This window comes from Salinirubellus litoreus, from assembly GCF_037335815.1.
Lineage (GTDB): Archaea > Halobacteriota > Halobacteria > Halobacteriales > Haloarculaceae > Salinirubellus > Salinirubellus litoreus.
The window spans coordinates 4,449,162-4,469,515 of sequence record NZ_CP147841.1; the positions used below are offsets into that span (position 1 = coordinate 4,449,162).

The 20,354-nt window shown below is 69.8% G+C and carries 21 protein-coding genes; 9 read left to right on the forward strand and 12 right to left on the reverse strand.

Annotated features, from left to right (window positions below):
• Positions 1-34: 34 nt before the first annotated feature.
• The 4 genes from WDJ58_RS22115 to WDJ58_RS22130 all read right to left on the reverse strand — a co-directional run bounded on the left by WDJ58_RS22115 (position 35) and on the right by WDJ58_RS22130 (position 3,868).
• Positions 35-1,171, reverse strand: coding sequence for an alanine racemase (locus tag WDJ58_RS22115; protein WP_338915478.1), 1,137 nt, complete (start codon positions 1,169-1,171; stop codon positions 35-37).
• 91 nt (positions 1,172-1,262) lie between these two features.
• The gene (locus WDJ58_RS22120) at positions 1,263-1,919 is read right to left on the reverse strand and encodes a CDGSH iron-sulfur domain-containing protein (protein WP_338915479.1); all 657 of its coding nucleotides are present in this window, start codon (positions 1,917-1,919) and stop codon (positions 1,263-1,265) included.
• A gap of 65 nt (positions 1,920-1,984) precedes the next feature.
• Positions 1,985-3,277, reverse strand: a complete 1,293-nt coding sequence (locus WDJ58_RS22125) for an amidohydrolase (RefSeq protein ID WP_338915480.1) — start codon at positions 3,275-3,277, stop codon at positions 1,985-1,987.
• Positions 3,278-3,481: 204 nt separating this feature from the next.
• A complete protein-coding gene (locus tag WDJ58_RS22130; RefSeq protein ID WP_338915481.1) occupies positions 3,482-3,868 on the reverse strand; it encodes a RidA family protein in 387 nt (128 codons plus the stop codon).
• Positions 3,869-4,055: 187 nt separating this feature from the next.
• Between WDJ58_RS22130 and WDJ58_RS22135 the strand changes: the two genes are divergently transcribed.
• The 3 genes from WDJ58_RS22135 to WDJ58_RS22145 all read left to right on the forward strand — a co-directional run bounded on the left by WDJ58_RS22135 (position 4,056) and on the right by WDJ58_RS22145 (position 7,398).
• Positions 4,056-4,631, forward strand: coding sequence for a pyridoxamine 5'-phosphate oxidase family protein (locus WDJ58_RS22135; protein WP_338915483.1), 576 nt, complete (start codon positions 4,056-4,058; stop codon positions 4,629-4,631).
• 317 nt (positions 4,632-4,948) lie between these two features.
• Positions 4,949-6,475, forward strand: coding sequence for a hypothetical protein (locus WDJ58_RS22140; RefSeq protein ID WP_338915484.1), 1,527 nt, complete (start codon positions 4,949-4,951; stop codon positions 6,473-6,475).
• Positions 6,472-7,398, forward strand: coding sequence for a PH domain-containing protein (locus WDJ58_RS22145; protein ID WP_338915485.1), 927 nt, complete (start codon positions 6,472-6,474; stop codon positions 7,396-7,398). The genes WDJ58_RS22140 and WDJ58_RS22145 overlap by 4 nt, the downstream gene beginning before the upstream one ends.
• Positions 7,399-7,417: 19 nt before the next feature.
• On the opposite strand, the gene WDJ58_RS22150 is transcribed toward WDJ58_RS22145, so the two are convergent.
• Positions 7,418-9,067, reverse strand: coding sequence for an NADH-quinone oxidoreductase subunit D (locus WDJ58_RS22150; protein WP_338915486.1), 1,650 nt, complete (start codon positions 9,065-9,067; stop codon positions 7,418-7,420).
• A gap of 221 nt (positions 9,068-9,288) precedes the next feature.
• Here WDJ58_RS22150 and WDJ58_RS22155 point away from each other — a divergent pair, with 221 nt between their 5' ends.
• Entirely contained in the window at positions 9,289-9,954 is a 666-nt protein-coding gene (locus tag WDJ58_RS22155; protein ID WP_338915487.1) for a helix-turn-helix domain-containing protein, read from the forward strand.
• 201 nt (positions 9,955-10,155) lie between these two features.
• A complete protein-coding gene (locus tag WDJ58_RS22160; protein ID WP_338915488.1) occupies positions 10,156-11,037 on the forward strand; it encodes a creatininase family protein in 882 nt (293 codons plus the stop codon).
• A gap of 146 nt (positions 11,038-11,183) precedes the next feature.
• Here WDJ58_RS22160 and WDJ58_RS22165 read toward each other — a convergent pair whose 3' ends face one another.
• Entirely contained in the window at positions 11,184-11,543 is a 360-nt protein-coding gene (locus WDJ58_RS22165) for a hypothetical protein (protein ID WP_338915489.1), read from the reverse strand.
• Between the two features lie 148 nt (positions 11,544-11,691).
• Here WDJ58_RS22165 and WDJ58_RS22170 point away from each other — a divergent pair, with 148 nt between their 5' ends.
• Entirely contained in the window at positions 11,692-12,141 is a 450-nt protein-coding gene (locus tag WDJ58_RS22170; RefSeq protein ID WP_338915490.1) for a hypothetical protein, read from the forward strand.
• 70 nt (positions 12,142-12,211) lie between these two features.
• Here WDJ58_RS22170 and WDJ58_RS22175 read toward each other — a convergent pair whose 3' ends face one another.
• The 4 genes from WDJ58_RS22175 to WDJ58_RS22190 all read right to left on the reverse strand — a co-directional run bounded on the left by WDJ58_RS22175 (position 12,212) and on the right by WDJ58_RS22190 (position 15,749).
• Positions 12,212-13,246 (reverse strand): SDR family oxidoreductase, encoded by a 1,035-nt coding sequence (locus WDJ58_RS22175; protein WP_338915491.1) that lies wholly within the window; start codon positions 13,244-13,246, stop codon positions 12,212-12,214.
• Between the two features lie 40 nt (positions 13,247-13,286).
• Complete coding sequence (locus tag WDJ58_RS22180) at positions 13,287-13,850, reverse strand: type 1 glutamine amidotransferase domain-containing protein (RefSeq protein WP_338915492.1); 564 nt, start codon at positions 13,848-13,850, stop codon at positions 13,287-13,289.
• A gap of 103 nt (positions 13,851-13,953) precedes the next feature.
• Positions 13,954-15,108 (reverse strand): S1C family serine protease, encoded by a 1,155-nt coding sequence (locus tag WDJ58_RS22185; RefSeq protein ID WP_338915493.1) that lies wholly within the window; start codon positions 15,106-15,108, stop codon positions 13,954-13,956.
• A gap of 113 nt (positions 15,109-15,221) precedes the next feature.
• A complete protein-coding gene (locus tag WDJ58_RS22190) occupies positions 15,222-15,749 on the reverse strand; it encodes a phosphopantetheine adenylyltransferase (protein WP_338915494.1) in 528 nt (175 codons plus the stop codon).
• 190 nt (positions 15,750-15,939) lie between these two features.
• On the opposite strand from WDJ58_RS22190, the gene WDJ58_RS22195 reads away from it, so the two are divergent.
• A complete protein-coding gene (locus tag WDJ58_RS22195; RefSeq protein WP_338915496.1) occupies positions 15,940-16,725 on the forward strand; it encodes a formate/nitrite transporter family protein in 786 nt (261 codons plus the stop codon).
• An 81-nt stretch (positions 16,726-16,806) separates the two neighbouring features.
• On the opposite strand, the gene WDJ58_RS22200 is transcribed toward WDJ58_RS22195, so the two are convergent.
• Positions 16,807-17,091 (reverse strand): PRC-barrel domain containing protein, encoded by a 285-nt coding sequence (locus WDJ58_RS22200; RefSeq protein ID WP_338915497.1) that lies wholly within the window; start codon positions 17,089-17,091, stop codon positions 16,807-16,809.
• A 124-nt stretch (positions 17,092-17,215) separates the two neighbouring features.
• On the opposite strand from WDJ58_RS22200, the gene WDJ58_RS22205 reads away from it, so the two are divergent.
• Both WDJ58_RS22205 and WDJ58_RS22210 read left to right on the forward strand, forming a co-directional pair.
• The gene (locus WDJ58_RS22205) at positions 17,216-18,490 is read left to right on the forward strand and encodes a sulfite oxidase (protein WP_338915498.1); all 1,275 of its coding nucleotides are present in this window, start codon (positions 17,216-17,218) and stop codon (positions 18,488-18,490) included.
• Positions 18,491-18,592: 102 nt separating this feature from the next.
• Positions 18,593-19,114, forward strand: a complete 522-nt coding sequence (locus WDJ58_RS22210; RefSeq protein WP_338915499.1) for a hypothetical protein — start codon at positions 18,593-18,595, stop codon at positions 19,112-19,114.
• 207 nt (positions 19,115-19,321) lie between these two features.
• On the opposite strand, the gene WDJ58_RS22215 is transcribed toward WDJ58_RS22210, so the two are convergent.
• Positions 19,322-20,113: a bacteriorhodopsin gene (locus tag WDJ58_RS22215; protein WP_380661673.1), complete on the reverse strand. Its 792-nt coding sequence runs from the start codon at positions 20,111-20,113 to the stop codon at positions 19,322-19,324.
• Between the last annotated feature and the right edge of the window lie 241 nt (positions 20,114-20,354).

Below are 20,354 nucleotides of genomic sequence, written 5' to 3' on the forward strand. Positions count from 1 at the left end.
CCACGGATCCTCCGCGGCGAACCGGACTACCGGACTACCGGACCTTCCCCCGACCCTGGACGTTCCAGACCTCCTCGACGTGTCCCTCTCGAACCCCCACGAGCGTGTCGTGGAGGTTCACCGTGGTACAGACGTGCGGGGGGACCCACTCGATGCGGTCGCCGACCTCGAAGCTCTCCTCGCAGTCGCTCGTATCGACCCAGCCGTGCTCCTCGGAGGCGGTGAAGTAGTCGAGACCCTCGTACCCGACGGCCATCGGCGGCAGGTCGACGTCCGGGCAGATGCTCTTGCTCCCCGCGTCGACGACGAGCCGGTCCTCGGCCTCGGTCGAGATGACCGTCGAGGCGACCGTCAGCGCGCAGTCTTCGGGCGAGACGTCCGGCGAGTTCCGGACGAGCCGGTGGTCGTTGAACAGGTACATCCCGGGGTTGATCTCCGTGACTACGGGGTGTTTCCCGCTGTAGAGCGACGTCGCGGTCGAGCCGACGCGCACCTCCTCGACCGGGATGCCCGACGCCTCGATCCCCTCGACGGCGGACTCGACCTCGTCCATCACCTCGAAGCACCGCGCCTCGTACTCCTCGGGGGTCCGGACGTCTCCCTCGCCGAAGATCATCCCCTCGTAGGCCATGACGCCGGCGAAGTCCAGGTTCGGCTGCTCGGCGATCAGTTCGGCCCGCTCCGTGGCGTTCTCGTAGGCGGTCCCGACGCGACCCATCCCGGTGTCGAGTTCGAGCACCGCATCGACGGTGACGTCACGCCGTTCGGCCGCCGCCTGGAGCGGGCGAATGTTCCCGGAGCCGTCGACGGTCGTGGCGAACGACTCGACCGTCTCCGCGAGCCGCGTCAGGCGGTCGAGTTTGCGCTCGCCCACGACCATGTAGGTGAGATAGATGTCCTCGATCCCGTTCGCGGCCATCACCTCGACCTCGCCGAGCGTCTGGCAGACGATCCCCCCGCCGGTGCGGCGGTCCTGGAGGTGCGCCAGCGCGGGCGTCTTGTGCGTCTTCGCGTGCGAGCGCAGGCGGACGCCGTGCTCGTCGGCGAAGTCGGCGTACCGGTCGAGGTTCGCCGCCATGGTGTCGAGGTCGACGAGGACGGCGGGCGTCTCGACCTCCTCCGCGGGTTCGTAGAGCCGGACGTGGCTGTCGGCCGGGGTGGGTAACGGCATGGTCCCGATAGCTCCAGCCGGGGTAGTAATCGTTCCGCCGTCGAGTCCTGACGGTGACCTGCTGTGAGGAACTCGCTCCCGGCCGTCCTCGTCAGTCGTCCCCGGTCGTGAACCCGACCCCCGCGTGTGACCCGTCGCAGAACGGCTTGTTCGCCGATTCGCCACAGCGACAGAGCCACGCGTCGTCGTCGCGGTAGGTCGACCCGTCGTCCCCACCGCTGATCTCGAACTCGCCCTCGACGTGGAGCGGCCCGTTCGCCGTCGGCGTCACTCGCAATCGTCCCGTCGCCGGATCCTCGTTCGTCGACTCGCCCGTGACCGTCCCGGCGGCCTCGAAGTCGACGTCTAGGTGGCTGTTGTCACAGAGCGGCTTGTTCCCGGACGCGCCGCACCGACAGAACGCGACGCGGGTGTCGGACAGTAGCTCCGAGCCGTCCTCGGTGACGACCTCGATCTCCCCCCGGGCGTAGAGCGGACCGTCCGCGACGACCTCGATGGCGTTCTCGTCGGGAGTCGTCTCCTCCCGGCCGCCGTCCTTGCGCTCGAAGTGGAGCGCACCCGTCGGACACCGGGTGATGACCTCGGCCAGATCGTCGGCGTCGGCCTCGTCCGGGGTGATCCAGGGCCGCCTGTCCGGGTCGAACACCGCCGGGAGCCCCCGAACACACTCCCTCGCGTGGATACAGCGCTTCACGTCGTAACTGACCGTGATGTCCTCCCCGTCGTACTCGTGGACCTCCTGTTCCATATCTGTGTGTGCGTCGGTGCCACGCGAGCATAACCTGTACGCCGCACGCGGTGGACGATCGACGCCTACGTGAGCGACCGAACCGTCTCCACCACCACGTCGACCCCGATCTCCAGCGCGTCCTCGTCGATGTCGAACCGCGCCGTGTGATGCCCGGCGACGTTCGACGCCCCGACCCCCATGTAGGTCGCCGTCCCGCCCACCTCCTGCACGCGCTCGATGAGGTACGAGGCGTCCTCGCTCCCACCGAAGTCCATGCGCTCGACGACTTCCTCTACCCCCTCGACACCCTCGGCGGCCCCGGCTACCGCCTGGACCATCTCCTCGTCGCAGACGAAGCTCGTCGTCTTCCCGTACAGCGAGGTCTCCACGCCGACGTCGTGCATATCCGCCGCGGCCTGAACCATCCGGCGGGCGTGTTCGAGCATGTACTCGTTGAGGTCGGCGGTCGCCCCCCGGACCTCGACGCGCATCTCGACGTCCTCGGCGACGACGTTCTGGGCGTTCGGCGAGTGGACCTGTCCGACGTTGATCCGGGTGGGGCCGTCGGCGTTCCGGGGGATGGCGTAGAGGTTCTGCATCGCGGCGGCGGCGGCCTGGAGCGCGTTCCGGCCCTCCTGGGGGGCGGCCCCGGCGTGGGCCGGCTCGCCCAGATACCGCACGTCGAGCTTGGCGTTCGAGAGCGGGCGGTCGCGGCCGGCCACGATCGTACCGGTCTCGACGCCGAGGCCGAGGTGGAGCGCGACCAGGTGATCGACGTCCTCCAGGAGCGGCGTCCGGCTCATCGGCAGTCCGCCGCGTCCGCCCTCCTCTGCGGGCTGGAAGAACAGTTTGAGCGTCCCGTCGAACGCACCGTCCCCGGAGTCCGCCGCCTCCGCGAACCGCCGGGCGATCCCGAGCCCGATGGCCGTGTGGCCGTCGTGGCCGCAGGCGTGCATCTCGTCGGGGTACTGGCTGACGAACCCCTCCCGGACCGGGCGGTGGTCCTCGTCGCGGGCCTCCGTCCGTTCGAGCGCGTCCATATCCACGCGGACGCCGACGACGGGTCCCGAGTCGCCGAACGACCGGACGCCGACGCAGCCGGTGATCCCGTCCATCCGGTCGAGGGAGGAGTCGGACGCGCCGTCGCGGCGCGCGCGGTCGATCGCCGCCGCGATCTCGTCCTCGGAGGGGACGCCGAGCCGTTCGTCGGGGTCGACCGCTTCGGACCCGAGGTGAACCTCGTAGCCCAGCGACTCCAGTTCGGCGGCGACCATCGCGGTCGTCCGGAACTCCTTCCAGCCCGCTTCGGGGTGTGCGTGCAGGTCCCGCCGGATCTCGGTGAGGTCCCTGTCGCGCGTCGTGGCCTCGTTGGACATGGTTGCGGAGTCGGCGTCCCCCAGGCCCAAAACCGTACCGTTGCGGGCGACGCGATGAGGTTCGGGACGTGCCCCGCGAGCGAGGACCGGTCCCGTCGTAGGGTCGCACACAACCGTTCTCAGCCGACTTCGAGAAGGACGGGCTTTCGACCGCTGGTTCGGAGATCGGCTCTGTGCGGCAGTTACGAACTACACACGACCCGATCAGTCCTCGATGGCCGCGACCATCTCGATCTCGACGGCGTAGTCCCCCGCGAGGGCGCTCACCTCGACGGCGCTCCGCGCGGGACGCGGCTCGGAGACGAACTCGGCGTAGACCTCGTTGAACTCCGAGAAATCGTCCATATCGGTGAGGAACACCGTCGCCTTGATCGCGCTGTCGAGCGATGCCCCGGCCGCCTCTAGGATCGCCGAGACGTTCTCCATCGTCCGGCGCGTCTCCGCGCGGATACCTCCCTCGACGAGCTCGCCGGTTTCGGGGTCGACGCCCACCTGACCGGACGTGTAGACCGTGTCGCCGTGGACGATCCCCTGCGAGAAGGGTAGCTCTGTCTTGTTCGGCGCGGCGTCGGTGGATACCTGCTCGACCATACACCGAGAAAGGTGAGCCGTGGTATCAATGTTCGTACGAGACGACACCCCAGGACCGGGGCCGGCGACCGGGGGATCGGTTCGAGCGCCGAACGCGACCCCCCAACCTCGACGGCCGACGGATGGGAGCGCGAGGATCACCTCCTGCGGGGCACTATAACTAGTCCCGGGAACGAGGTCGTCCGACATGGACGAGAACACACCCGAGGTCGCCTCGGACTCGATACGCTACGCCGGCAAGGCGGTCGACGATTCGGAGTGGATCGTCGAGTTCCTCTCCGAGCAGACGTCCGGTGTCGTGGGTCTCGTGGACGAGGGAGAACCACACCTCGTGACGCAGCTGTTCGTCTACGACGAGACGAAGGGCGTGATCTACGTCCACGGGGCACGGGACGGCCGCGCGCACGGTATCGTCGAGCACGCGGGGACGGCCCCGGTCTGTTTCACGACGAGCGAGATGGGCCGGTTCGTCCCCGCCGCCGAGCCGGTGAACTTCACCGTCGAGTACGCGAGCGTCGTCGCCTACGGGACGGTCTCGCTCCTCGATACGCGAGAGGAGAAGCGGCGTGTCCTCGAGCGGTTCATGACGAAGTTCGCACCACAGCTGACCCCTGGCGAGGACTACGAGGAGATGACCGGGGGGTCGATCGACCGGACGGCCGTCTACCGCCTCGACGTGGAGTCGTGGAGCGCCAAGCGGGGCGAGAAGCCTCCCGAACACCCCGGCGCGTACGACCTGGACGACGTCCGTGAGACGGGGTAACGGCGACGGGAGTCGGATACGGGTCGGCGTTGTCCGTACGGTCCGTCGCCCCAAGATGCGGGCGGCTCTCCGATGTCCCCGTCGGACGGGTGTCGACGACCGACACTCCGACGTGCTGCCGTGACTCGGCGGACGACCCACCACGCGAGATAGCACCTCCCCGGGTGCGGTGTCGGTGAACTCCCAGCCCCGTCCCGAAGCGAACCTCGGCCCTGGGCCGTCGGTAGGCCCAGAGGAGGAGGGCCGGACGAGCACCACACGACTACCGTGTCGTCTCGACGACGGATTATTTATGCAACCTTGGGGACGAATAGAACATGAGCTGGAACACGGGCTGGTCCCCCTCCGTGTACACGCTGATCGCCGCGCTCGCCCTCTGTTCGGTCGTGGCCGCCCCTGCGGCGGCACACGCTACGACGGTCGACGGCGGGTCGACGTCCGCCGACGCGCCGGACTCCGAGCGAATCGACGGAGCGGCGCTCTCGAAGGCGAACGGAACCGCGACACCGACCGAGGCGACGAACGGGACTGCGACGCCGACTCCCACGGCGACACCCGAAGCGGGGTCGAACGGAACCGCGACGACGACGGCAGCACTCACCCCCTCGCCGACTGATTCGGCGGGGTCGAAGGGGTCGGCCGGGAACGACACGCTGGTCGTCACCGGGATCGAGACGCCCGAGAGCCTCCGGACAGGTGATCGTCTCGTCGTGAACGCGACGGTGACGAACCCCGCGTCAGCGAACGCCACCGGGACGATCCGCTACTCCTTCGACGGCGCGACCGTCGCGTCCGAAACGGTGGCGCTCGGCCCCAGTGAGTCGACGGTCGTCGGCTTCGACCTCCCGTTCTCGGCGGTCGAGGCGGCCGTCGGATCGGTCGAACCGGGGACGTACGTCCACGGTGTTCGCAACGCGTCCGGGGAGGGATCGGCCCGGTGGCTCCGCGTGACGCCCGACGTCGACCTCGCCGTCCAGGGGTTCGATGCACCGGTCGAGGTGACCCACGGCGAGCCCTACATCGTGCTCGCGACGGTGACGAACCCCGGGAACACGAGCGTCACCAGGCGGGTCGCCTACGAGTTCGCCGGGCGGGCGATCGCCGACAGGGCCGTCACCGTCGCCGGGAACGGCGATCGGCGCGTCCCGTTCGAGATCGGCCTCCCGGCCGTCGAGGCTGTCGTCGGTCCCGTCGACGCCGAACGGACCTACGATCACGGGGTCGCGACCGGCGACGACCGCGAGGGAGGGGCCGTCCGGGTCGTCCGTGGATCGAGCGCGAACGCGTCCGCGCTGGCCGTCGAGTCGTTCGAGGCGGTCGACGCCGTCCGTTCCGGCGAGTCGTACGTCGTGAACCTCACGGTCAGGAACGTCGACACCGCCGGGTTTGAGGGGCAGGTGAGCTACCGGGTCGACGGGGCCGTCGTCGCGACGGAGTGGGCGCGCGTCCCGATCGGCGAGCGCCGAACCGTTAGCTTCCGCGTGGGGTACGACGACGTGGTTGACGCGACCCATCCGCTCTCCGCGCAGGAGACGGAACAGGGCGTCTTCGCCGGCAACGGGGCCCTCGTGACCCGTCCGGTGTCCGTCCACGCCCCGGTCGGGACGGCGACCCCGCGGCCGACGCCCACGTTCGGTGCGACGCGGATCCCCCGGGACGCGGCCACGCCAGCACCGGCGACGACGGCCACGCCGACACCCGCTCCCGACGGGGAGGTGGAGTGCGAGCGGGGGTTCCTCACCGCCTGCGGCGGCACGACGATGGACGAGACGTCGCTCACGCTGTTCGGCGTCCTCCTGTCCGGGTTCGGTATCGTCTACGAGATGTCCCGGGGGCGACGATGACTCGCGGTCACCCCGCCCTCTGGAGTTCGGCGTTCGGCGCGCCGTTCGCCGTCCTCGGAGCCTACGTCTACGCCTTCCAGTCGCGCTACCCACTGGTGGCCGACCAGCCACCCGTCCCTCCGATGGCGGGCCTCCCGCTCGCCCTGTTCGGCCTGTTCGTCGTCGGCCTCGGGGTCTACGTGCGGCACGTCGGCACTCCCCAGGAGCCCACGATGCGTGAGGGCGAGCGGATCGTTGACGAGCGACACCCCTCCCAGCGCGGGGCGCTCCTGCGGACGGGCTCGTCGGTCCCGTTCCTCGGAGCCGGGCTGTACCTGCTCTACTTCACGACCAACCCGCTGGTCTACCCCACCCTCTCGCTCGCCGCGGGGCTCTACCTCTTCTCGACGGGCGTCCACGAGTACTGGCGGAACACGCTCACGACCTACGTCCTCACGAACCGGCGGATCGTGGAGGAGTACCGCTTCGTCTCGCTGGTCCGCAACGAGGTCCCGCTGGAGAAGGTCCGCGCGGTCCGCGAACGGCGCTCGTTCGTCGACGCCCTGTTCGGCCTCGGCAGCGTCGGGGTCCGTGCGGGCGCGTCGGGCGATCTGAGCGTCCCCGTCCGCGCGATCTACGACTCGACGGCGTTCGCCGACGCGATCCGTCGGGAGATGGACGGCCCGGCCGAACCGGGGGATACCGAAGGTGAGACGGCCGGCGACCCCGAAGACGAGACGGCCGGCGTCCTCGCCTGGGACGACGTGACGGTCACGGAGACCGAGGACGACGTCGAGTCGCCCCCCGACGCGTTCGCCGAAGGGGACGACTCGGTCAGGGAACGACCACCCGAAGAGTCGGACACGGCGTCCGCCGCCGGTCGCGGGTCGCTCGGCGACGGCGGGACGACCGGGTCGATCCCCGCGACCGACGACCGGTCGTAGCGCCGCCCGGGACGGGCGGTCAGCGGTCGACGTCACCCATGATCGGGTCGAGGCTGCCGAGCGTGGCGACCAGGTCGGGAACGTACCCGCCTTCGGCCATCTCGGGGAGCGCCTGCAGGTTCGAGAACGACGGCCCGCGGATCTTGAACCGGGCGGGCTCGTCGGTGCCGTCCGACCGGATGTAGATCCCGAGTTCGCCCTTCGCCGACTCTACGGCGGAGTAGATCTCCGCGTCGGCGTCCGGACGGATCGTTCGGGGGACGTTCCCCTGGATGTCGCGCTCCCCCTCCGGCCAGTCCTCGAGCAGGTCGGCGCACTGCTCGATTATCCGCGCCGACTCCTCGACCTCCCGCAGGCGGACGAGCAGACGCGCGAAGTTGTCACACCCCTCCTGGACGACGACGTCCCAGTCGAGTTCGGGGTAGTAGCCGTACGGGTCGTCCCGCCGGAGATCGTAGTCGACGCCCGAGCCGCGGGCGACCGGGCCGGTACAGCCGTAGGACTTCGCCACCTCCGGGTCGAGGACACCGGTGTCGACGCACCGGAGCTGGAGGATCTCGTTCGACGTGAGGAGGTCGTGGAACTCCTCGATCCGACCGGGGAGCCCGTCGAGGAACGTGTGCACGTCCTCGAAGAACGCCTCGCGGGGCTCGGGGATATCCCAGGCGACCCCTCCGAGCCGGAAGTAGTTGAACATCAGCCGCTGGCCGGTCAGATCCTCCAGGAGGTCCTGGACCTTCTCGCGCTCGGTGATGGCGTACATGAACGACGCCGAGAACTCGCCGGTGACGTCGAGCGCGAACGTCCCGATGGCGAGCATGTGGCCGAGGATGCGCGACAGCTCGGCGGACATCGTCCGGACGACCTGGGCGTACTCCGGCACGTCGATGTCGACGAGCCGCTCGGCGGCCCGGGCGTACGCCCACTCGTTGCAGAGGCCGGCCCCGCTCCAGTCCCAGCGATCGGGGTAGGGCATGATCTGGTGGCGGTAGGTCCCCTGCTGGCACATCTGCTCCTCACACCGGTGGATGTAACCGATGTCGGGCTCGACGTCGGCGACCTGTTCGCCGTCGAGGACGGCTTCGAGGTGGAGCACGCCGTGGGTCGAGGGGTGGTGGGGACCGATGTTCAGGAACATCGTGTCGTTCTGTCGATCGTCCTCCTGGAGCGGGTTGGCGTGCTCGCGCAGCGTGACGACCTGGGACTGCTCCCGGTCGTACTCGTCGCGGAGCGGGTGGCCCTGCCAGGTCTCCGGGAGCAGAATGCGCCGGAGGTCGGGGTGGCCGTCGTACTCGATCCCCAGCAGGTCGTACGCCTCGCGCTCGTGCCAGTCGGCCGTCCGGTAGACCGGTTCGGCGGTCTCCGAAACCGGCTGTGACGTCGTGGTGGGGACGACCACGCTCACCTCCTCGGTCGGGTCGTCGTACGTCCGCAGGTGGTAGATCGTCTCGTAGCGGTCGTCGTACTCCTGGGCCGTGACGCAGGCGCAGTGGTCGAACCCGGCCTCCTCGCGGAGCGTGAACAGGACGTCCTGTACCTCGTCGGCGCGGACGACGAACGCCGGCGCGTTGCGGTGGTCGTCGCGGGCGAGCGCGAACGGTTCGAGCAGGTCGGCGAGCTGGTCGGTCGGTTCGGCTCTCGACTCGGGGGACTTCGTCTGCTGGACCATGGTGGGACGTCGGCGGGACGCGCCGCCGCGGAGCGCGGTGGCGGTCCCCGATCCGTGGTGTGGTCGTCGCGGCGACACCCCGAGTTCCTTGCCCCGCTCTCGTGAGGGGGATTCAAGTGGGAGCAGGCACCACCCCGGCCGGTGAAGAGACGATCCCGTCTCGCGGGCGAAACCGGGGGGGCTACGGCGAGGACCGACGTGATACCGTCCGAGGTGATCGCGTGCGCTATCTCGAACTGAGCGTCCGCCGGTCGGCCGAGGAGCGCCACTCGATGCACGGGTTCGTGGTCGAACACGACGACTACGAGGTGACGAGACAGCTCAGCCGGCACCAGCACGCCGAGGACGAACACGCCGTCCTGTTCCACGTCGAGGGGCCGGTGGAACCGTACCGGAGCGAGATCGCCGCGGTCCCGTCGGTCGTCGAGTTCGAGATCGCCCCGTGCCCCGACGGGTCGTTCTACCTCTACGTCAGGGACCGCATCACCGAAGGGGACCGGCGACTGCTCGACGCGTTCTCCCAGTCCGGGCTGGTGCTCACCGGACCGGTCGAGTACCGCTCGGACGGGACCGTCCGGCTCGTGGTCGTCGGGCCGACCGACGCCGTGGGGGCGGCCGTCGAGGAAGTCCCGGAGACCGAGGAGGTCGAGGTGCTCGCCGTGGGCGAGCGGCTCTCGAGCCGGGTCGACTCCCGCCTCGACCTGACCGGACGCCAGTTCGAGGCCGTGACCGCCGCCGTCGAGAGCGGGTACTTCGAGGTGCCCCGGGAGGCCACGCTCGACGACGTCGCCGCCCGACTGGGCTGTTCGACCGGGGCGGCGGGCGAGCTCCTCCGGCGGGCCGAGCGGACGGTCATGGCCGACCTCGTCGAGGGCGGGCCGTTCTGATACGGTCGTGCGTAACGATTTACCGTCGATCACCCGGCCGGGGTCGGTCATCGCCGGTAAAAGACTACGCACGACCGTATGAACGGACGACGACGCGGGACAGCACGGTCACGTCCTCCCGAAGGGACGCCACGGCGCGGTCGGAGCTGGTCCACGGGAGTTGCGAACGCTTAACACGCCGAGCGGCGAGTCACGCACGCCATGCCCGAGAGCGAGCCCACCGACGAGTACCGGTACTGGAAGCTGACGTGGCCGCAGGTGAACGCGGCCGTCGACGCGGGGAAACTAGTGGTGATACCCGTCGGCTCGACGGAGGACCACGGCCACCACCTCCCGCTGGACGTCGACCAGGTGCTCCCGGGGACGATCTGCGAGACCGCCGTCAAGGAACGGGACGACGCGCTGCTGTTCCAGACCATCCCGCACGGCTACCTCCCCCACCACATGGACCACCCGGGGGGCATCACCATCCGGTGGGACACGTTCGTGAACTACCTCATCGACGTGGGGGTGTCGCTCTGTCACCACGGGTTCGAGCGACTGCTGTTCGTCAACGGCCACGGGTCGAACCACCACCTCGTCGAGCAGGCGACCCGTCAGGTGAACCTCCAGTACCCTGGCTCGCGGGCGGCGATGATCTCCTGGTGGGAGATCGAGGAGCTCCGCGAGGCCGCCGCCGAGTTCCGCGAGGCGGGCCCCGAGGGCACCTCCCACGCCGGCGAGCTCGAGACGTCGCTCTACCTCCACGTCGACCCCGACGGCGTCGATATGGATCGAGCGGTCCGGGACGTCACGTACCACGAGAGCCCGTACTTCCACAACGACGACCTGGCCGGCGGGACGGACCCGGAGGACTCCACGTCGGTGACGATGATGCCCTGGTGGAGCACGGTCTCGGAGACGGGCGTCCGCGGCGACGCGTCGGTCGCGACCGCCGAGAAGGGCGAACGGTTCCTCGAGGCCGCCGTCGAGGGGCTCGACGCCATCCTCGACGGGTTCGCCGAGTACCCGTTACGGGAGGTCGACGACAGGCACACCCGGGAGGTCGACGACCGGGAGTACGACCCGTTCAGACCGCGATGAGCCGGCGCCCGACCCGCCGGTCCGTCCGGGGATCCCCCTCCGGGGCGCCGAGCGACGTACGGAGCGTCGGAAGGGAGAGTCAGCGGTAGGTGAGGGAGGAGATCCCACCGGGGCCCGGCCGGCTCCGGCACTCCGGAACGCCGACGTCAGGCTCCCGGAACCCCGACCGCCTCGAACCCCCCGATACCGACGAGCGCGAGCACGTAGAGGACGATCAGCGAGGCGATCCACGCGATCAGCGAGATCAGGACGGCGTTCCCCCACCCGCCCGGATACCGGTAGTTGATGACGGCGACGTACGCGATCAGGGCGAGGAGCGGGCCGAGGAGCGGGATCCAGCCGAACAGGAACCCGACTACCGCCCAGATTATCGCGCCGATGAGGGCCGTCACGATGGCGTACGTGTAGTCCTCGTAGTCCGTGATGACGCGCGCGCCGATGTAGATCCCGAGCGCGCCGACCAGCAGGCTGACCACGAACACGACGAGCGAATCGACGAGTGCCATACCGTTCGGTTTCGGGGACGGCTACGTGGTTATCGTGGCCCTATTCGGGTCGTACATCGTCCCCGCCCGGGTGGGGCAGGATCCCGGACCGGGGTCTCGCGTCGCTTGCAAGCCAGGGGCTCTTGGAAGGCGAGGGCCGAGACGCAGTATGGGAGACGCCGACGAGGTCGACGACGCCGCGGAGGAACGCCAGCACGAACGGGCGACCGCCGTCGAGAACGTCCTCTCGGAGGTCCGCGAGGACCTGGGCCGGCAGAGCTACCCGACGAACAGCGAGGACCTGGCCTCGACGTACGCTGACACCCCGATCGACCTGCCCAACGAGACCGAGTCCATCGGCAGCGCCTTCGACCGGATCGACGACCGGTTCGAGGGCCCCGAGGAGGCCTACGAGGCGCTCGCGGACGAGTTCGAAGGCGGCGAGTTCGTCGACGCGGGCGTCCGGGGGACGGCCGGGGAGCGCGCGACCCGGAGCGACCGGGGCGTTGACGAGGAGGGGGCCGCGACCGAGGATATCGAGGGCGAGCGCCAGCGATCGGTCGAGCGGGCGAAAGAGGCACAACAGGACGAGTACGAAGGTGACGACGGGACCCGATAAGGGATCCTGTCGTGGATAGCCGCCCACGCCTCTCGGGGGGAGTGAACGCGATGTCGATCCGTGGAGTTCGCTACGCCCGGCCCGACGACTCCGATGGACCGTCCCTGACCGAACCGGAGAGGACGTACAGCGCGACGAGCACGAGGCCGACCGCCACGGCGGCCAGCGATCCGCGCTCCGCCAGCCTGGTGTAGAGGCTCCGTTCGAGGACGGGCCGGTCGTAGTCACCGCGTTCTTCGAGACTCCCGGTCGGCCCGTCGACGTTGTTCTCCGCGTCGGGCCGGGCCGGGCGATCCCCCTGCTGAAGCGGGAGGAACAGCTTCGCCAGGGCGGTGTCCATCAGCCCCGGCGCGACGGTAGCGAGCGCGGACATCGCCTTGCCGGCCCCGCCGACGGTCACGTCCCGCCGGGGGCGCTCGGTGGCGTCGAGTATCGCCCGCGCGACGGCGTCCGGCGCGTAGAGCGGCGGCGGGAGCGTCGCCGCCTCGTCCATGTGGTTCTTCGCGTGATGCGGGTAGGGCGTGTCCGCCTGGCTCGGCTTGACGAGCGTGACCGAGACGGGCGCGCCGTCGGCCTCCAGTTCCGTACGCAGCGCGTCGGTGAATCCTTCGACGGCGTGCTTCGAGGCCGAGTAGCTCCCCTGGAGCGGGATCGCGACGTCCGAGACGACGCTCCCGACGTTGACGATCGCGCCGCCGCGCTCTTCGAGGTGATCGGCGGCCGCGAGCGAGCCGTAGAGCAGCCCCCAGACGTTCGTGTCGAACTGCTCGCGCATATCCTCGACCGGCGTCTCGTCCAGCCGGCCGTAGAGGAACGCGCCCGCGACGTTGACCCAGGTGTCGAACCCGCCGTAGGTCTCCCGCGCGGTCGCCGCGATCTCGTGGACGGCCTCGCGGTCGCTCACGTCGGCGACGACGTAGGTCGCGTCGCCACCGCCACGCTCGATCTCGTCGGTCAGTTCTCGGAGGGCGTCCTCGCTCCTGGCGGCGAGCACCAGCTTCGCCCCCCGGTCGGCGGCCATCCGCGCGGTCCGCAGGCCGATGCCCGAGGACGCACCGGTGATCACTATCACCTGCTCGTCGAGCGGCTTCAGGTCGACGCTCACGACCTGTCACCTCCCGGCTCCCCCTCGGCGTACGGTCGCGTCACCGCGACCCGTCCGCGAACGTCTCGACGATCTCCTCGCGGAACGCGTCGAGGTCGTCGGGCTTGCGGCTGGTCACGAGGTTCCCGTCGGTGACGACTTCCTCGTCGACCCACTCGCCGCCCGCGTTTCGGATGTCCGTCCGGAGGCTTGGGAAGGAGGTCAGCGTCCGGCCGTCGACCTCGTCGACCTCGACCAGTAGCCACGGGCCGTGACAGATCACGCCGGTCGGTTTGTCGGCGGAGACGTGCTCGCGGACGAACTCGACCGCCTCGCTCTCGAGGCGGAGCCGGTCCACGCCGACGGTACCACCGGGGATCACGACCGCGTCGTAGTCGTCGGCCGAGACGTCGGCGAAGGTGTGGTCGACCTCGAAGGTGTCGCCCTCCTCCAGGTCGTTGTTGACCGCCTGGGCCTCGCCGGACTCGCTCCCCACGACGTCGACCGTCGCGCCGGCGTCGGCGACCGCCTGCCGTGACTCGGTGAACTCCACCTGCTCGGTGCCTTCGGGTGCGATCAGGACCGCGACCGTCGTGTCGTCGAGTCGCTGCTCGTCGGTGCTCATCGCCGAAAACGAGGGCCGGGATCCCGTTAAGCGCTCACCCGGCAGGTGAATGCACCGAGGGCGCGGCGTTCACGGCCTGTCTACTGGGCGGCGTCGTCCCGACTCACTGGAACTCCTCGCGGGCGACCAGTTCGACCGACACCGTCCGCTCCTCCCCGTCGCGCAGGATCGTGAACTCGACCGCCTCGCCGGGGCTGGCGTTGAGTTCGAGGTACGCCAGGAGTTCACGTGGGGAGTTCACCTCCTGGCCGCCGGCCGCGAGGATGACGTCGCCGCCGGTCGGGACGCGGAAGCCGTTCACGGTCGCCGTGCCGGTAGCACCCTGGAGCACGTCCGCGGCGGGGACCCCGTCGGCCACGCTGGAGACGAGGAGGCCCCGCGCCTGCTCCAGGTCGTTCGCCTGGGCGACGGTCGGCGTCACGTCGGCGAGGCCGACGCCGATGAACGGGTGGTCGTACTCGCCGTTCTCGATGATACCGGAGACGACGCGCTCGACCAGCGCCGCGGAGATGGCGAACGCGATGTTGTCGCCGCCGCCGGAGTTGACGACGCCGAGCACCTCCCGGTCGAGGCTCACGAGCGGCCCCCCCGAGTTCCCGGGGTTCACGGCGGCGTCGGTCTGGATGGTGTTCGGGATCCGGAACTCGCCGTTCGGGCTGGGGACGAGCCGGTTGACGCCGCTCACGATCCCGGTCGACATCGACCCCTCGAGCCCGTAGGGGCTCCCGACCGCGGCGACGCGCGTGCCGACCTCGGGCTCCTCGGCGTGGAGCGCGAGCGGCTCCGCGTAGTCCGGCCGCCCGGCGGCACGCACGACCGCGAGGTCGCTCTCGGGGTCGGTCCCGACGACCTCCGCCGTGGCCGACTCCCCCTGGGCGTACTGGACCTCGACCGTGCTCGCGTCCGTGACGACGTGGTGGTTGGTCACGACGTGGTCCCCGTCGTAGACGAACCCGGACCCGAGACCGCCTCCCGGGACCTGTATCGCCACGACCGAGCCGATCACCTCGTCGTAGAGTTCGACGAACGCGTCCGGGAACTCCCCGGGCGCGGAGGGTGACTCGTCGGCGCTCCCTGTCGGGGTCGACGTCTCTGTCGCCGTGGGCGTCCCTGTCGCGGCGGGGGCCGGGGTCGGCGTCCCTTCGACGGTACTCGTCGCGTTCTCGGCGTCGGGCCCGCTCGAACATCCCGCGAGGAGCGTGGCTCCCGCCGCCCCCGCGAGTCCGAGGATCTCTCGTCGCGTTCGCTCGTCGGTCATGCGTGGTCGGGACGAACGGATCCCCGTTAAGCGACCGGCTTTCATAATCGCGGTCCGAACGGTCCGCTCCGGCCGGGGGACACGTCCGGTCGCCCCGGCGACCGGCGGCGGGATCACCCGTCCGGATCGAGGATGTACCCGTGGACGTCGATCTCGCCGTTGCGGATGCGCGTGCTGCTGATCCGGGTGCCGTCCTCGGCGACGACGAACGGTGGCGTGTGTATCTCGAGGGGGCGGAGGCCGTCCTCGCGCCGCCCCTGGTTGATCTCGTGCGCACGGTGCTGGGCCTTCGCCTCCGGCGAGACCACGAGCGCGTCGGCGTCCTCGCGGGTCGCCGCGGGACCGGCCGCGTCCTCCAGCCTGACGATCTCGTAGGAGGCGGTGTACGCCTCGCCCGTCCGGTCGAGTTCGGTGTCGAGGCTCTCGCGGCGCTTCTCGAAGGGGCCGAGTAGCTCGGCGTGGGAGGGGTCGCTCCGTGTCTCCTCGGCGACGGCGGTCGAGGTCAGCCCGACCATCACGTGTCCGCCGCCGGCACCGTCGTGGCTGGCGGTCTGGAACGCCTTGTGCAGCAGCGCGCGGTGGCCGTTGTGGACGGGGGTGAACGTGCCGCCGACGATCGCGATCCGTTCGCTCTCGGTCACACACGCCGATCGGAGTGGCGTTCGTATATAGGCGGGGGGAGCGACAGGGGACGACCGGGAGCCGGAAGGTGATACCGGTTGTCCTCGGCGCCGGTCGTCCGGGGAGGTGAAGTCGGTCGACCACCGGCTCGACGTCGGACGTCGATCCCGAAGGCAGCAGGCATTTCATCCCACTGAAAGACGGGCGACCATGGCAGGAGCCCCGACGCCGGCGGAGGTGTACGACCGGGCAGTCGAGGAGGGCGAGCGCCGTCTCGGCCAGTCCACAGTCGAGCTGATCGCCACGGGTTTCATCGCCGGCTTCACCGTCACGTTCGGCATCGCCGCGCTCGGGATCACCGAGGCGTCGATCGAACCCCAGTGGGGCCACGTCGCCCACGTCGCCGGCGCGCTCGCGCTCGGAACCAGCATCGTGTTCCTGGTCGTCGGCCGGGCGGAGCTGTTCAACGAGAACTTCTTCGACCCGGTAGCGAAGGCGGTCGACTCGGACTCCTGGATGCTCCGACCGCTCCTCCGCCTCTGGACCTACACGTTCGTCTTCAACCTCCTCGGGGGCGGGTTCATGGCGGTCGTACTCTCGGTCGACGGCGCGCTCCCTCCGGGATCGGGCGAGATCCTCCGCCGGCTCGCCGAGGAGGTCGTCGCCCGCAACGCCCTGGCCGAGTTCTCGGACGCCATCTCCGGGGGCGTGCTCGTGACCCTGCTGTCGTTCCTCCTGGGGACGACCGACAGCATCGGTAGCCGGATGGCTCTCGCGTACGTCGTCGGCTTCCTGCTGGCGCTCGGGCCCTTCGACCACGTCGTCGTTACGGCGCTCCACGTCCTCTTCGGGATGCTCTTCGGTGCCCCGATCGGTCCCCTGGAGGCGGTCGAGACGACCGCCATCGTCACGGCCGGCAACCTGGTCGGTGGGATCGGGATCGGTACGTCCACCCACATCGTCCAGGCGCGGGGCGCACGGGAGAGCGGGGGATAGTCGCCTCCCTGCTGGACTCCTCGGCCTCGGAGAGGACGAAAGGTGGAGTGTCCGGCAGGTCCCTGCGGGAGGACGACGGGGCTATCGCTCCTCGGACATCTCGGCCTCGTCGACCAGCTTGACGCGCTCGTCGGTGATCCGTGCGATGCGGTCGGCGGGTATCGGCCGGGACTGCTCCTCGTCGACGTCGCTCCAGCCGAGCACGGACTGGAACCGGTCGACCGTCGAGGGGTCGGGGTCGACGTAGACCGTCCCGCGCTCGACCCCGGTGACCGTCCCGACCTCGTCCCCCGAGGCGTCCACGACCGTCTTCCCCTCGTCGTCGACGCCCGGCGTCGTGATATCGTCCGTCGAGTCGTCCGGCATGGCGTGGAGGCCGGCGTCCACCGGAATCACGGCTGGGCTTGCATTTGCGTCGGTTTCCGGGGCGTCAGTCGAACCGCGGGCACCGGGGGAACAGCTACGTCCCCCTGCGTGCCAGACGGTACCTATGAGCATCGAGCAGCCGAGGGCGGAACGCCACCGGGAGATAGAGGCGATACTGGAGGCCAAGGGCGACGGCGTGGTCCCGACGCGCGACCTCGCGGACAAGTACACGGTCCTCGGCGCGACCAGCAGAGAGACGTACGCGAACTGGCTGACGCCGATTGAGGAGCACTTCGTCTGTCACCGGAACGATATCCCCGACGCCGAGGCCGACTCGTGGACGATCTCGCTGACCGGACAGGTGGAGGGGAGTCTCACGATGACGGACGTCCGCGAGGCGTACCCGCGCGTGGCGGTCGCCCACACGATGGAGTGTGCGGGCAACGGCCGCGGCCAGCACGACCCCGAGACCGGGAGCGTCCAGTGGGGATACGAGGCCGCCGGCACCGCCGTCTGGACGGGAACCCCGGTGGGTTCCGTCCTCCGCGAGCACGGCGTCGAGGAGCCAGACGCTTCGGACGAGCGGGACGATCGGTGGCTCACGGCGATCGGCGGCGACCCCTCCGAGGCGGGCGACGTCTTCGCGCGGTCGATCCCGCTCTCGAAGGCGTTCGAGGACTGCATCCTCGCCTACGAAATGAACGGCCGGGCGCTCCCCCGCGAGCACGGCTTTCCCGTCCGGCTGATCGTCCCCGGGTGGTACGGCGTGAACAACGTGAAGTGGGTCGAGGAGCTCCGGGTGATGGACTCGATGGTCACGGAGGGATCGCTCGATAGACCGGGAGTCCACGCCCACTGGCAGCAGGTCTCCTACCGCATCCACCCGCGCGGGGTCGACCCCGAGGAGAACGCGACGGTCGAGACGGTCGACACCTGGGAGGGGATAGAGGGCGCGGTCGAACACCCCTACACGTTCGACCTGAACGTCATGTCGCTCGTGGGAACGCCGGACGGCGAGACACCGGTCGTCCCGAACGACGACGCGGTCGAGGTCCGCGGGGTGGCCTGGGCGGGCGACGACGCGGTCGAGCGCGTCGAGATCTCGACCGACGACGGGGAAACGTGGGCCGACGCCGAGCTCTTCGGCCCCGACTACACGGGTGCGTGGCGGCTGTTCCGCTACGAGTGGGACGCCGACCCCGGGACCCACCGGATCCTGTCGCGTGCGACGGACGAACTCGGTCGGCGACAGCCCGAACGGATCTCCGGACCCGACGCCTGGCGCGACGCGCTCGAAGCGGACGCCTACCCCTGGAACGACGGGGGGTTCGCCGCGAACGCCTACCGACCGAACGGCGTGACCGTCGAGGTCGGGAACGAGGCGGTGAACGAGGGGTAGTTCCCGACGCGGGTCCGAGGGCCGGGGTCGGCGAGCGCGACCGGTTGGGGGTCCCACCCCTGGCGTGTCCGCTTAAGTCCCCCGCCGTTCTGTGCTCCGACGATGAGTGTCCTCGCAGATCCGGGGCTCGTCCTGGAGTTGGTCGCACAGACGGGACCGAACGTCGACGTCGGGGTCAACCCGGGCGTCGGCGTCGTCGGGGGGGCGATAGGGGCCTTCCTGACGACGCTGGTCGTGGGCGGGATCATGGTCGCCGTCGTCCCCGACTACACCGAACGCATGATGGGGATCGTCCTCGACGAGCCGGTCGGCGCGTTCGTCTACGGGTTCATCGCCCTGCTGGTCGTGGTCGTCCTGGCGGTGCTCCTCGCCATCACGATAATCGGCATCCTCCTCGCGCTCCCGCTCGCGCTGGTCGCGTACGTCGTCTGGGCGGTCGGAGCGGCCATCGCGTACCTGGCCATCGGCGATCGGCTGGTCGGCCACGACGACGGCTGGGTGAAACCGCTGCTGGTCGGCGCGGGCATCAACGGCGCGCTCGCGCTGACGGGGATCGGCGGCATCGTCGCGTTCGGCATCGGTGCGACCGGGTTCGGGGCCGTCCTCCGGAACTGGAGGAGTTGAGCGGAGGGAGAGGGGTATCGTATCGCGTTCCGCTCGATCGATCAGTCCGCGAGGGGCGACACCGATCGCGATCGGGGATGCTCCCGACCCGGCAACTGCCATCCGGGTGCTCGCGGGGCGCGTACTCGGTCGCGTACCCGTCGATGCCAGCGGGCAGGTCTGGTCGACTACCGACGAGCGGGGGCAACCGACCGACGCCGGCCGTGTTCAGTCGTCGGCGGGTGTCGCACCCGAGACGGTCCGGCGGCTCTCGGCGACGGTCCCCTCGTTCGCGGCGACCCACCGGAGCAGGAGGAACGCGAAGACGTACTTCGCGAGGATGTCGAGCCCGGAGTACCCCCAGGAGGTGATCGCCACGTCGAGCACCGCGAACCCCTCTACGCCGAGCGCCCACAGGACGGGGTAGCCGAGCCACAGGACGACGGTCAGCGCCCGAAGGGTCCCGAATATCTCGCCGGTCCCCGCGGCCTCGGCGTCGGCCGGCCACTCGACCAGCAGCACGTAGAGGACGACGAGGAAGAAGGCACAGCTGATGCCGAAGAACACCCACCGGAGCAGGTACGAGGAGGTGATCAGGGCGGCGGCCAGCCCGGTGACACACATCGCGATATCCATCGTGATAGCAGTGAACAGTGACGCGCGATCGGCGTCGGCCAGCAGGCCGAGCGCGAGCAGGATCATCGGGGTCGAGAGCGTCCAGGTGAGGTAGCGACCCCACGGCGAGAGGACCTCCTGGCCGGCCAGCGGGTGGCCGGGGGGCATCTGGATCACCCCGACGGTCAGACCGGAGACCAGCCCGGCGTAGCTGGAGATCGAGACCAGCGGAACCAGCATGGCGGTGACCCAGATGAGCCTGGCACGGGCAGTCCGGAGTCGCCGTCCCATGGCGAGGAACAGCAGTATCGAGAACCCCGCCAGGGCGATGTTCACCCACAGCGAGGAGCTGAGTACGACGTCGCTGGCGATGGTCTCGAACACCTCGGCCTGTGTCGTCTGCATCGGTGTGGCGCTCTGTGCGAACGGCCCGAGGGCGGCGGATAGTGGTGTCATGGCGGGTCCGGTGACGGCCTCGCGGAGCCGGTGGCTCGGGTCGGCCGCCTATATCGGAGCGAAGGCTCTCACGACTCATAAGCGCACGCCAATAAGTGCTACTTTGCCCATTTATCCGCCACACTTCTGCACGATGGCCGGATCCGGGGCGGTCCGGGACCGACGGGAGACGATGATGGTGACCGGCAGC